General features: G+C 70.2%; 10 protein-coding genes. All 10 read left to right on the forward strand.

Annotated elements, in window-relative coordinates:
• Positions 1-92 precede the first annotated feature (92 nt).
• The 10 genes from rsmH to ftsQ all read left to right on the forward strand — a co-directional run bounded on the left by rsmH (position 93) and on the right by ftsQ (position 12,476).
• Positions 93-1,049, forward strand: a complete 957-nt coding sequence (gene rsmH, locus OG885_RS32870) for a 16S rRNA (cytosine(1402)-N(4))-methyltransferase RsmH (RefSeq protein ID WP_399959293.1) — start codon at positions 93-95, stop codon at positions 1,047-1,049.
• An 8-nt stretch (positions 1,050-1,057) separates the two neighbouring features.
• A complete protein-coding gene (locus OG885_RS32875) occupies positions 1,058-1,615 on the forward strand; it encodes a septum formation initiator family protein (protein WP_405737871.1) in 558 nt (185 codons plus the stop codon).
• Between the two features lie 5 nt (positions 1,616-1,620).
• The gene (locus OG885_RS32880) at positions 1,621-3,582 is read left to right on the forward strand and encodes a peptidoglycan D,D-transpeptidase FtsI family protein (RefSeq protein ID WP_405737872.1); all 1,962 of its coding nucleotides are present in this window, start codon (positions 1,621-1,623) and stop codon (positions 3,580-3,582) included.
• A 162-nt stretch (positions 3,583-3,744) separates the two neighbouring features.
• Positions 3,745-5,265, forward strand: a complete 1,521-nt coding sequence (locus OG885_RS32885; RefSeq protein WP_405737873.1) for a UDP-N-acetylmuramoyl-L-alanyl-D-glutamate--2,6-diaminopimelate ligase — start codon at positions 3,745-3,747, stop codon at positions 5,263-5,265.
• Between the two features lie 4 nt (positions 5,266-5,269).
• Entirely contained in the window at positions 5,270-6,679 is a 1,410-nt protein-coding gene (murF, locus tag OG885_RS32890) for a UDP-N-acetylmuramoyl-tripeptide--D-alanyl-D-alanine ligase (protein WP_405737874.1), read from the forward strand.
• Positions 6,676-7,749: a phospho-N-acetylmuramoyl-pentapeptide-transferase gene (mraY, locus tag OG885_RS32895; RefSeq protein WP_266828289.1), complete on the forward strand. Its 1,074-nt coding sequence runs from the start codon at positions 6,676-6,678 to the stop codon at positions 7,747-7,749. Before murF ends, mraY begins: the two co-directional genes overlap by 4 nt.
• Positions 7,731-9,164, forward strand: a complete 1,434-nt coding sequence (gene murD, locus OG885_RS32900) for a UDP-N-acetylmuramoyl-L-alanine--D-glutamate ligase (RefSeq protein ID WP_405737875.1) — start codon at positions 7,731-7,733, stop codon at positions 9,162-9,164. The genes mraY and murD overlap by 19 nt, the downstream gene beginning before the upstream one ends.
• Before the next feature lie 19 nt (positions 9,165-9,183).
• Positions 9,184-10,548: a putative lipid II flippase FtsW gene (gene ftsW / locus OG885_RS32905; RefSeq protein WP_405737876.1), complete on the forward strand. Its 1,365-nt coding sequence runs from the start codon at positions 9,184-9,186 to the stop codon at positions 10,546-10,548.
• Between the two features lie 6 nt (positions 10,549-10,554).
• Positions 10,555-11,652 (forward strand): undecaprenyldiphospho-muramoylpentapeptide beta-N-acetylglucosaminyltransferase, encoded by a 1,098-nt coding sequence (gene murG / locus OG885_RS32910; RefSeq protein ID WP_399959282.1) that lies wholly within the window; start codon positions 10,555-10,557, stop codon positions 11,650-11,652.
• Between the two features lie 26 nt (positions 11,653-11,678).
• Positions 11,679-12,476 (forward strand): cell division protein FtsQ, encoded by a 798-nt coding sequence (gene ftsQ, locus OG885_RS32915; protein WP_405737877.1) that lies wholly within the window; start codon positions 11,679-11,681, stop codon positions 12,474-12,476.
• Positions 12,477-12,650 lie beyond the last annotated feature (174 nt).

The raw sequence follows: 12,650 nt of genomic DNA on the forward strand, positions 1-12,650 counted from the left end.
CCCCACGCGCGCGGCGCGTACGTACGGCTCGGCCTTCTCCCGGAGGCGGGGGCCCGGCGGTGCGGACGGCCCGCCGGACCTGAGAGGGCCCCTTGAGCAACACGCGACATGTCCCGGTGATGCTCCAGCGCTGCCTGGACATGTTGGCCCCCGCCCTCCAGGCCCCCGGAGCGGTCGTCGTCGACTGCACCCTCGGTCTCGGCGGCCACAGTGAGGCCCTTCTCCAGCAGTTCCCCGAGGTCCGTCTGGTCGCCCTCGACCGCGACAAGGAGGCCCTGCGCCTGTCCGGCGAGCGCCTCGCGCCCTACGGCGAGCGCGCCACCCTCGTCCACGCGGTCTACGACGAACTTCCGGACGTTCTCGACCGACTCCGCGTCCCGCACGTCCAGGGCGTCCTGTTCGACCTCGGCGTCTCCTCCATGCAGCTCGACGAGGCCGACCGCGGTTTCGCCTACGCCCAGGACGCCCCGCTCGACATGCGCATGGACCAGACGACCGGCATGAGCGCCGCCGAGGTCCTCAACACCTACCCGCCGGGCGAGCTGGTGCGGATCCTGCGGGCGTACGGCGAGGAGAAGCAGGCCAAGCGGATCGTCGCCGCCGTCGTGCGCGAGCGCGCGAAGGAGCCGTTCAGCAACAGCGCGCGGCTCGTCGAGCTGATCCGGGACTCCCTGCCGCAGGCCGCCAAGCGCACCGGCGGCAACCCGGCCAAGCGCACCTTCCAGGCGCTGCGCATCGAGGTCAACGGGGAACTCTCGGTCCTGGAGCGGGCGATCCCGGCCGCGGTGAAGGCGCTCGACGTGGGCGGACGGATCGCCGTGCTGTCGTACCACTCGCTGGAGGACCGGCTGGTGAAGCAGGTGTTCGCGGCCGGCGCCGCCAACACCGCGCCCCCCGGCCTCCCGGTGGTCCCCGAGCAGTACCAGCCGCGGCTCAAGCTGCTCACGCGCGGTGCCGAACTTCCCACCGAGGAAGAGGTCGCCGAGAACCGGCGGGCGGCCCCCGCGCGGCTGCGTGGAGCCGAGCGGATCAGGGCGGACATCGAGTGAGGAGCGGAGTGAGCAGGAAACCCGAACTGAGGGGGCGGGCGGCTCGTCTCGCGCGGCTCCTCCCATCGTCCTCCGGCTCCGGCCAGGCCGCCCGCACTCCGTTCGTGCTCCTCGTCGTACTCCTTCTCGGCGGCGGCCTCATCGGGCTCCTGGTGCTGAACTCCGCGCTCAGCGAAGGGTCGTTCAAACTCGACGACCTCCAGAAGGAGACGAAGAGCCTCACCGACCAGCAGCAGGCTCTCCAGCGCGACATCGACGCCTACTCCGCCCCCGACGCCCTCCAGCGCCGCGCCCGTGAGCTCGGCATGGTCCCCGGCGGCGACCCCGCCTTCCTCGACCCGGACGGCACCGTCAAGGGCGTTCCGGGCGCCGCGGCCGAGCAGTCCTCGGCCCAGGTCGTACGGCCGCCCGAGGCCATGCCCCTCACGGCCACGTCCCCGACGCCCACGCCCACGGCGTCCACGGCCACCGTGCCGACATCCACGCCCGTACCCACCCCCACGACCACCCCCACAGCCACCCCCTCCACCGAACCGTCCTCCGCGACCCCGACCCCCGGCAGGTGACGGAAGTGTCCGACAGGGAACCGCCGCGCCGCCGTGTGCCCGGACCCGCCAGGCCCGCGGGCGACGGCCGCCGGCGCCCCGCAGGACCCGGCGCCCGCCCGGTCCGCCGCCCGGCGCAGCCCCGCCCCGCGCCCCCGCGCGCCACGGCCCCGCGCCCGCTCCGGCTCGGCAGCCCCCGGCCCCGGCTGCGCATGGTCAGCCTCGCCCTGACCCTGGTGATGATCGCCTTCGTCGTCCGACTGCTCCAGGTCCAGGCCGTCGACGCGAGCACCTACGCGGCCAAGGCCGAGCAGAACCGGTACGTCGGCTACACCCTGGCCGCCGAGCGCGGCCAGATCACCGACCGGGCCGGCGTGGCCCTCGCGACCAGCGTGGACGCGTACGACATCACGGCCGACCCCACGCTCTTCAAGCGCAAGCAGCTCAAGATCGACGACGGGCCCGAGCAGGCCGCCGCGCTGCTCGCCCCGATCCTCGGACAGGAGCAGAGCGAGCTGACCGCGAAGCTCCGCACCAAGGGGCAGTACGTCAAGCTCGCCGGGCGGCAGACACCGCAGGTCTGGAAGCAGATCAAGGACCTCAGGAGCGCGCTCGCCACGAAGGCCGAGGAGGGCACCGGCGTCAATGTGCTCGCCGGTGTCTTCGCCGTCGCCACCAGCAAGCGCGTGTACCCCAACGGCGATCTGGCCGCCGGGATACTGGGCTGGGTCAACGCCGACGGCAAGGGCGGCGGCGGGGTCGAGCAGCAGCTGAACAAGCTGCTGACGGGCAAGGACGGCAAGATCCGGTACGCCCAGTCCGGCGGCCGGCAGGTCCCGACGGCGGGTTCGACGGAGACGCCCGCCGTGCCCGGCAGCGACGTCGAGCTCACCATCGACCGCGACATCCAGTGGGCCGCGCAGAACGCGATCACCGAGCAGGTGCAGAAGTCCAAGGCGGACCGCGGGTACGTGATAGTGCAGGACACGAGGACCGGCGAGATCCTCGCCATGGCAAACTCACCCGGCTTCGACCCCGGTGACCTCTCCCAGGCCGACCCCGGCACCCTGCACAACTGGGCCGTGGAGGACGCCTACGAGCCCGGCTCCACCGCCAAGGTCATGTCGATGGCCGCCGTACTGGAGGAGAACACCGCGACGCCGCTGACGCATGTCACCGTGCCCAACCGGCTGCACCGCGGCGACCGCCTCTTCAAGGACGACATCGACCACAAGACCTGGTACCTCACGCTCAACGGCGTGCTCGCCATGTCCAGCAACATCGGCACCATCCTGGCCACCGGCCAACTCGGCAAGACCCAGGCGCAGTCCAACCAGATCCTCTACTCCTACCTGCGCAAGTTCGGCCTCGGCAGCTACAGCGGGCTGGACTTCCCGGGTGAGACCAAGGGCATCCTCGCGGCGCCCCAGGACTGGTCGACCTCGCAGCAGTACACGATTCCTTTCGGCCAGGGCGTCTCCCTCAACGCGATGCAGGCCGCCTCCGTCTACTCGACGATCGCCAACGGCGGCGTACGTGTCGAACCCACCCTGGTGCGCGGCACACAGGGGCCCGACGGACGCTTCACGCCCGCCGCGCAGCCCAAGAAGGCAAGGGTGATCAGCGCGAAGACGGCGAAGACCCTCGCCCAGATGCTGGAGTCGGTCGTGGACGACGAGGCGGGCACCGGTGCCAAGGCGCGCATTCCGGGGTACCGGGTCGCGGGCAAGACGGGTACGGCCAACCGTGTGGATCCGGCCACCGGCAAGTACCACGGCTACACCTCGTCGTTCGCCGGGTTCGCGCCCGCCGACAGCCCCCGGATCACCGTGTACTGCGCCATCCAGAACGCCACCAGGGGCAGTTATTTCGGCGGTCAGATCTGCGGCCCCGTCTACAAGCAGGTCATGGAGTTCGCCCTGAAGTCCCTCCAGGTCCCGCCGACGGGAACCAAGTCCGCCTCTCTTCCCGTCACCTTCACACCCTGATCAGTACGAGCAGCCAGGAACCACCTCGTGACAACGATCACTCCCGATTCCGGGAACCAGAGCACGTCCACGCCCTCGCTTCGCTCCGAAGCGGGTGTGCCCGGTACGCTCACCGCCGTGCCACACGCTGATCAGTCCCAAACCACCCAGAAGGGCCATCCCGTGACATATCCGGGACCGCCCCGGCCGGTCCGGGTCTCCGCCACACCCCTCGCGGAACTCGCCGATCAGCTGGGTGCCGAGCAGCCGGACAGTACCGCCGAGGTCACGGGCATCACCCATGACTCCCGCGCGGTCCGCCCCGGCGACCTGTACGCCGCCCTCCCGGGCGCCCGCCTGCACGGCGCCGACTTCGTCACCCAGGCCGCCGGCCTCGGCGCGGTCGCCGTGCTCACCGACCCGACCGGCGCCGAGCGCGCCGCGGCGACCGGACTGCCGGTTCTCGTCGTGGCCGACCCGCGCGCGCGGATGGGCGAGCTGGCGGCCACCATCTACGGCCACCCGGGCCGCGATCTGCTCCAGATCGGCATCACCGGCACCTCCGGCAAGACCACCACCGCCTATCTCGTCGAGGGCGGGCTGAAGACCAAGAACAACACCGGTCTGATCGGCACGGTGGAGATGCGGATCGGCGACGAGCGCATCAAGTCCGAGCGCACCACCCCCGAAGCCACCGATCTCCAGGCCCTGTTCGCGGTCATGCGCGAACGCGGTGTCGAGGCCGTCGCGATGGAGGTCTCCAGCCACGCCCTGGTCCTCGGCCGGGTCGACGGCTGTGTCTTCGACATCGGGGTGTTCACCAACCTCAGCCCGGAACACATGGAGTTCCACTCCGACATGGAGGACTACTTCCGGGCCAAGGCACAGCTGTTCACGCCGAAACGCAGCAAACTGGGCGTCGTCAACTTCGACGACGAGTACGGCCGGCGGCTCGTCGCGGAGGCCACGGTCCCCGTGGTCACCTTCTCCGCCGAGGGCCACCCGGACGCCGATTGGCGCGCCGAGAACGTCCAGGTCGGCCCGATGGACTCGACGTTCACCGCGATCGGTCCCGAGGGCGAGCGCATCCACGCCAGGTCACCGCTGGCCGGTCCCTTCAACGTGGCCAACACGCTCGCTGCGATCGTCGCCCTCGCCGTCGCCGGGCTCGACCCGCAGACCGCCGCCGACGGCGTCGCCGCGGTGCCGGGCGTGCCGGGCCGGCTGGAGCGCGTGGACGCCGGACAGCCCTATCTCGCGGTCGTGGACTACGCCCACAAGACCGACGCCGTCGAATCGGTCCTCAAGGCGCTCCGCAAGGTCACCGAGGGCAGCCTGCACGTCGTGCTCGGCTGCGGCGGCGACCGGGACACGACCAAGCGCGCGCCGATGGGCGCCGCCGTGGCGCGGCTCGCCGACACCGCCGTACTGACCTCCGACAACCCCCGCTCCGAGGACCCCCTCGCGATCCTCGCCACCATGCTCCAGGGCGCGGCGTCCGTGCCGGTGCACGAGCGCGGCGAGGTCCAGGTCTTCGAGGACCGGGCCGCCGCGATCACCGCCGCCGTCGCCCGGGCACGGCCCGGGGACACCGTGCTGGTCGCGGGCAAGGGCCATGAGCAGGGCCAGGACATCGCCGGGGTGGTCCGTCCCTTCGACGACCGCCAGGTGCTTCGAGAAGCCATCCAGAAGACCCAGGGATGAACTTGTGATCGCCCTCTCTCTCGCCGAGATCGCAGCAGTCGTCGGCGGGCAGACGCACGACATACCGGATCCGTCCGTCCAGGTCACCGGGCCGGTCGTCCGGGACTCCCGAGAAGTGGGGTCCGGCAGTCTCTTCGTCGCCTTCGTCGGCGAGCGCGTCGACGGCCACGACTTCGCGGCCCAGGTCGTCGAGGCGGGTGCGGTCGCCGTGCTCGCGTCACGACCCGTCGGTGTGCCGGCGATCGTCGTGGACGACGTCCAGAAGGCCCTCGGCGCCCTCGCGCGTGAGGTCGTACGACGGCTCGGCGCGACCCTCGTGGCGCTGACCGGCTCGGCCGGCAAGACCAGCACCAAGGACCTGATCGCCCAGGTGCTCCAGCACAAGGCGCCGACGGTGTGGACGCCGGGCTCGCTCAACAACGAGATCGGGCTCCCGCTGACCGCCCTGTCCGCCACCGAGGAGACACAGTTCCTCGTGCTGGAGATGGGCGCCCGCGGCATCGGCCACATCCGCTACCTCGCCGAACTGACGCCCCCGAAGATCGGCCTCGTCCTCAACGTCGGCACCGCCCACATCGGCGAGTTCGGCGGCCGTGAGCAGATCGCGCAGGCCAAGGGCGAACTCGTCGAGGGGCTTCCGCCGGCGGAGGAAGGCGGTACGGCGGTCCTCAACGCCGACGATCCCCTCGTACGGGCCATGGCGTCCCGTACGAAGGCGAAGGTGATCCTTTTCGGAGAGTCCGACGAAGCGGACGTACGCGCCGAGAACGTGAGACTCACGGACACGGGACAGCCCGCCTTCAGGCTTCGCACACCCTCCGGTGACAGCGACGTGACCATGCGCCTGTACGGTGAGCACCACGTGTCGAACGCGCTCGCCGCGGCCGCCGTCGCCCATGAGCTGGGCATGTCCGCGGAAGAGATCGCCACCGCGCTCTCCGAGGCGGGCTCCCTCTCCCGCTGGCGGATGGAGGTCACCGAGCGCCCGGACGGCGTGACCGTCGTCAACGACGCCTACAACGCCAACCCCGAATCCATGCGGGCCGCATTGCGCGCGCTCGTGGCCATGGGCCGGGGGCGGCGGACCTGGGCGGTGCTCGGCAAGATGGCCGAGCTCGGGGACGAGGCGCTCGCCGAGCACGACGCGGTCGGACGGCTCGCCGTCCGGCTCAACGTCAGCAAGCTCGTCGCGGTCGGGGGGATCGAAGCCTCCTGGCTGCAACTGGGCGCATATAACGAGGGTTCGTGGGGTGAGGAGTCGGTGCACGTGTCCGACGCACAGGCGGCGGTCGACCTGTTGCGCAGTCAGCTGCGCCCGGGAGACGTCGTACTCGTGAAGGCGTCCCGTTCGGTCGGCCTGGAGAGTGTCGCCACGGCGCTGCTCGGCGCCGAGGGTGAGGTTGCCGCGCGATGATGAAGCAGATCCTGTTCGCAGGAGTCATTGGTCTGTTCCTGACCCTGGTCGGCACCCCGCTGCTGATCAAGCTGCTCGCGCGCAAGGGCTACGGCCAGTACATCCGCGACGACGGCCCGCGCGAGCACGCCAGCAAGCGCGGTACGCCGACCATGGGTGGTATCGCCTTCATCTTCGCGACGGTCGCCGCGTACTTCCTGTCCAAGGTCATCACCGGCTACCCGCCCACCTACTCGGGCCTGTTGGTGCTCGGCCTGATGGTCGGCATGGGTCTGGTCGGCTTCCTCGACGACTACATCAAGATCGTCAAGCGGCGTTCGCTGGGCCTGCGGGCCAAGGCGAAGATGGCCGGCCAGCTGATCGTCGGCATCAGCTTCGCGGTGCTCGCGCTGATGTTCCCGGACGCCCGCAACAACACCCCGGCCTCCGACAAGCTGTCGTTCATCACGGACTTCGGCTGGAAGATCGGCCCGGTGCTGTTCGTGGTCTGGGCGCTGTTCATGATCCTCGCGATGTCGAACGGCGTGAACCTGACGGACGGTCTGGACGGCCTGGCCACCGGTGCCTCCGTGCTCGTCTTCGGCGCCTACACGTTCATCGGCGTCTGGCAGTTCCAGGAGTCCTGCGCCAACGCGGGCACCCTGACCAACCCGGGCGCCTGCTACGAGGTACGAGACCCCCTGGACCTCGCGGTCATCGCCTCGGCGCTGATGGGTGCCTGCCTCGGCTTCCTGTGGTGGAACACCTCGCCGGCGAAGATCTTCATGGGCGACACCGGTTCGCTCGCCCTCGGCGGTGTCCTCACGGGCCTGGCGATCTGCTCCCGCACCGAGCTGCTCGTGGCCATCATGGGCGGCCTGTTCGTCCTCATCACCATGTCGGTCGTCATCCAGGTCGGCTCCTTCAAGCTGACCGGCAAGCGCGTCTTCCGCATGGCACCGCTCCAGCACCACTTCGAACTCAAGGGCTGGTCCGAGGTTCTTGTGGTGGTCCGCTTCTGGATCATCCAGGGCATCTGTGTGATCGTCGGCCTGGGTCTCTTCTACGCGGGATGGGCAGCAGAAAAGTGACCTCCACGGTGTCCGCGGACTTCCAGGGCAAGCACGTCACCGTCGCGGGACTCGGCGTCTCCGGCATCCCGGCGGCCAAGGCGCTGCACGCGCGCGGGGCGCTCGTCACGGTCGTCAACGACGGCGACGACGCACGCGCGCGTGAGCAGGCCGCCGAGCTGGAGGCGCTCGGCGTCACCGTCCGCCTCGGTGACGGCGCCACCCTGCCCGAGGGCACCGAACTCATCGTTACCGCACCCGGCTGGAAGCCCGACAAGCCGCTGTTCACGGCCGCCCGGGAAGCCGGTGTCGAGGTCTGGGGCGACGTCGAACTCGCCTGGCGCCTGCGCGGCCCCGACGCGGCCCCCTGGCTCGCGATCACCGGCACCAACGGCAAGACGACGACCACGCAGATGCTGGCGTCCATCCTGAAGGCCGCCGGACTGCGCACCGCCGCCGTCGGCAACATCGGCGTCTCGCTCCTCGACGCGGTCCTCGGCGAGGAGCAGTACGACGTCCTGGCCGTGGAGTTGTCGAGCTACCAGCTCCACTGGGCGCCCTCCCTGCGCGCCCACTCGGCGGCCGTCCTGAACCTCGCCCCGGACCACCTCGACTGGCACGGCTCGATGGAGGCGTACGCGCGCGACAAGGGCCGTGTCTACGAGGGCAATCGCGTCGCCTGTGTCTACAACGTGGCCGACAAGGCCACCGAGGACCTCGTGCGCGAGGCCGACGTCGAGGAGGGCTGCCGGGCCATCGGCTTCACGCTCGGCCCGCCCGGCCCGTCCCAACTCGGCGTCGTGGACGGCATCCTGGTCGACCGCGCCTTCGTGGAGAACCGGCAGAAGAACGCCCAGGAGCTCGCCGAGGTCTCCGACGTCAACCCGCCCGCCCCGCACAACATCGCCAACGCCCTTGCGGCGGCGGCCCTCGCGCGCGCCTTCGGGGTGCCCGCCAAGGCCGTACGGGACGGTCTGCGGGCGTTCACCCCGGACGCCCACCGCATCGCGCACGTGGCGGACGTGGACGGCGTCGCGTACGTGGACGACTCCAAGGCCACCAACACCCACGCCGCGGAAGCCTCGTTGGCGGCGTACGAGTCCATCGTGTGGATCGCCGGCGGGCTCGCCAAGGGAGCCTCCTTCGACGAGCTGGTCGCCAAGTCGGCCAAGCGACTTCGGGGTGTGGTGCTGATCGGCGCCGACCGGGCCCTGATCCGCGAAGCCCTCGCGCGACACGCGCCGGAAGTACCCGTGGTCGACCTCGACCGGACCGACACTGGGGCGATGCTCCAGGCGGTGACGGAGGCGAAGCGGCTCGCTCGGCCCGGCGACACGGTGCTGCTGGCCCCGGCCTGCGCCTCCATGGACATGTTCACCAACTACAACAAGCGCGGTGACGCGTTCGCGGAGGCGGTTCGCGAACTCGGCTCCTGACCGACCAGCGGAGGCTCTGATGCCCAGCAGCCGTACCGGCCGACCGCCCGTGCAGCGGACCGTCAGACGGCCCGCCGCTCCCCGGACCGCGCGCGACAACCCCGTACGACAGCTCTACCTGCGTGCGAAGAAGGCCTGGGACCGGCCGCTGACCGCGTACTACCTGATCCTCGGCGGCAGTCTGCTGATCACCGTGCTGGGTCTGGTGATGGTCTACTCGGCCTCCCAGATCACCGCGCTGCAACTGTCCAAGCCGGGCTCGTTCTTCTTCCGCAAGCAGTTCCTCGCCGCCTCGATCGGTGGGGTGCTGTTGCTGATCGCCTCCCGGATGCCGGTCAAGCTGCACCGGGCGCTGGCCTATCCGATCCTGGCCGGCGCGGTCTTCCTCATGGCGCTGGTGCAGGTGCCGGGGATAGGAGTGTCGATCAACGGCAACCAGAACTGGATCGCGCTCGGTGGCTCCTTCCTCATCCAGCCCAGTGAGTTCGGCAAGCTCGCGCTGGTGCTCTGGGGCGCCGACCTGCTGGCCCGCAAGCAGGACAAGAGGCTGCTGACCCAGTGGAAGCACATGCTGGTGCCGCTGGTCCCGGTCGCCTTCATGCTGCTCGGGCTGATCATGCTCGGCGGCGACATGGGGACGGCGATCATCCTCACGGCGATCCTGTTCGGCCTGCTGTGGCTCGCGGGGGCGCCGACCCGGCTGTTCGTGGGGGTGCTGTCGATCGCCGCGCTGATCGGCCTGATCCTCATCAAGACCAGTCCCAACCGGATGGCCCGGCTCGCCTGCATCGGCGCCACCGAGCCCAAGTCGGGGGGCGCCGACTGCTGGCAGGCCGTGCACGGCATCTACGCCCTCGCCTCCGGCGGAATCTTCGGCTCCGGGCTCGGTGCGAGTGTGGAAAAATGGGGCCAACTCCCAGAAGCGCACACGGACTTCATCTTCGCCGTCACCGGTGAGGAACTGGGCCTGGCGGGGACGCTGTCGGTACTGGCCCTGTTCGCGGCTCTAGGCTATGCGGGTATCCGCGTGGCCGGCCGCACGGAGGACCCCTTCGTCAGGTATGCCGCGGGAGGCGTGACCACCTGGATCACCGCACAGGCGGTGATCAACATCGGTGCGGTGCTCGGCCTGTTGCCGATCGCCGGTGTCCCGCTCCCGCTGTTCTCCTACGGAGGATCCGCCCTGCTGCCGACCATGTTCGCGATCGGCTTGCTGATCGCCTTCGCACGCGACGAACCCGGTGCACGGGCCGCGCTTGCGATGCGGCAACCTCGCTTTGGTAGAAAGCGGGGTGCCGGGGGCTCCGCTCGCAACAGGGAGCCGCGGAGATGGAACACGATGCGACGGCGTGCCTCGGCGGCACGTACGTCCGGAGAGCGGTGAATTTCGGTGCATGTCGTACTCGCCGGTGGGGGGACCGCCGGCCACATCGAGCCCGCGCTCGCCCTCGCGGACGCCCTGCGCAGGCAGGACCCGACCGTGGGAATCACGGCCCTGGGCACGGAGCGCGGCCTGGAGACTCGTCTCGTCCCCGAGCGCGGCTACGAACTCGCGCTGATCCCCGCCGTACCGCTGCCACGCAAGCCCACCCCCGAGCTGATCACCGTCCCGGGCCGGCTGCGCGGCACGATCAAGGCCGCCGAGCAGATTTTGGAGCGCACCAAGGCGGACGCCGTCGTCGGCTTCGGCGGGTACGTGGCCCTGCCCGGCTACCTCGCCGCCAAGCGCCTGGGTGTGCCCATCGTGATCCACGAGGCCAACGCCCGCCCCGGCCTGGCCAACAAGATCGGCTCGCGGTACGCCGCCCAGGTCGCCGTCTCCACCCCGGACAGCAAGCTGCGCGGCGCCCGGTACATCGGCATCCCGCTGCGGCGCACCATCGCCACCCTCGACAGGGCCGCCGTCCGCCCCGAGGCCCGCGCGGCGTTCGGCCTCGACCCGAACCTGCCGACCCTGCTGGTCTCCGGCGGCTCCCAGGGTGCCCGCCGGCTCAACGAGGTCGTCCAGCAGGTCGCGCCCTGGCTCCAGCAGGCCGGCATCCAGATCCTGCACGCGGTCGGCCCGAAGAACGAACTGCCGCAGGTGCACCATATGCCGGGGATGCCGCCGTACATCCCGGTACCGTACGTGGACCGGATGGACCTCGCGTACGCCGCGGCCGACATGATGCTCTGCCGCGCGGGCGCGATGACCGTCGCCGAACTCTCCGCCGTCGGACTCCCGGCCGCCTACGTCCCGCTGCCCATCGGCAACGGTGAACAGCGGCTCAACGCCCAGCCGGTGGTCAAGGCGGGCGGCGGCCTGCTGGTCGACGACGCGGAACTCACCCCGGAGTGGGTCCAGCGGACCGTCCTGCCCGTGCTCGCCGACCCGCACCGGCTGTACCAGATGTCCCGCGCCGCCGCCGAGTTCGGCCGCCGGGACGCCGACGACCTGCTCGTCGGCATGGTGTACGAGGCGATCGCCGCCAACCGTGCACGCCACTAGGAACGTATGACCGAAGGGCAGGGAGCGTGGCCGGACCGACCACCGCCGAACGCGGTGAACGCCAGCAGGAGTCGTCGTCCGCCCCGCCCCCTGCCCGCCGGTTGAGGCCGCCCGGGCTTCGTACGATCATCATCCTCGCCGTCGCGCTGGTGCTCCTCGGCGGTGGAGGCGTCTGGGCCCTGTACGGCTCCCAATGGCTGCGCGTGGAGCGGGTGTCGGTCTCCGGCACCGACGTGCTGACGCCCGCACAGGTGCGCGAGGCGGCCGACGTGCCCCTCGGATCGCCGCTGATTTCCGTCGACACCGATGCGATCGAGGCACGGTTGCTCCGGAAATTGCCCCGAATTGACTCGGTTGATGTGACCCGCTCCTGGCCGCACGGAATCGGACTGAAAGTGGTCGAGCGCACTCCCGTCCTGATTGTCGAAAAGGGCGGAAAGTTTGTCGAAGTGGACGATGGCGGCGTCCGTTTTGCCACGGTTTCTCAGGCCCCGAAAGGCATCCCCGCACTCGAATTGACCGTCTCCGGGTCGGGCTCCTCCGCCGCGAGTCTGCGCCGCTTCGGCACGGACCGGCTGGTGCGCGAGGCGGTCCGCGTCGCCGGTGACCTTCCGGCCGCCGTCGCGCGAACGACCCGGACCGTCAAGGTGCGTTCGTACGACGACATCTCGCTGGAGTTGAGCGGTGGCCGGACGGTCGCGTGGGGGAGCGGCGAGAAGGGCGCGGCGAAGGCCCGTACGCTCACCGCCCTGCTGAAAGCGGCGCCCGATGCGCGGCACTTCGACGTCTCGGTTCCCACCGCCCCTGCGTCATCAGGGAGTTGACGTACATCCGCGCAGGCCAGCACCCTGGTTGGCTACCGCTACGGCTGATCACATAGGGTGAAAAGAAAAACGGGAGGTTCGGCGTGTTCGTTGAACGTGCGCCACTTGTCGACTTAGTGTCCTGTTCAGAAGACTCCAGGGAACACACACACTGGTAACCCTAAACTTCAACGT

Origin of the sequence: Streptomyces sp. NBC_00028, assembly GCF_045041065.1 — a bacterium.
GTDB lineage: Bacteria > Actinomycetota > Actinomycetes > Streptomycetales > Streptomycetaceae > Streptomyces.

What these genes read in the sequence shown, in the direction of transcription:
- mraY (WP_266828289.1), top strand. Translation starts at nt 6,676, where the DNA reads ATGATGAAGCAGATCCTGTTCGCAGGAGTCATTGGTCTGTTCCTGACC.
- murD (WP_405737875.1), top strand. Translation starts at nt 7,731, where the DNA reads ATGGGCAGCAGAAAAGTGACCTCCACGGTGTCCGCGGACTTCCAGGGC.
- ftsW (WP_405737876.1), top strand. Translation starts at nt 9,184, where the DNA reads ATGCCCAGCAGCCGTACCGGCCGACCGCCCGTGCAGCGGACCGTCAGA.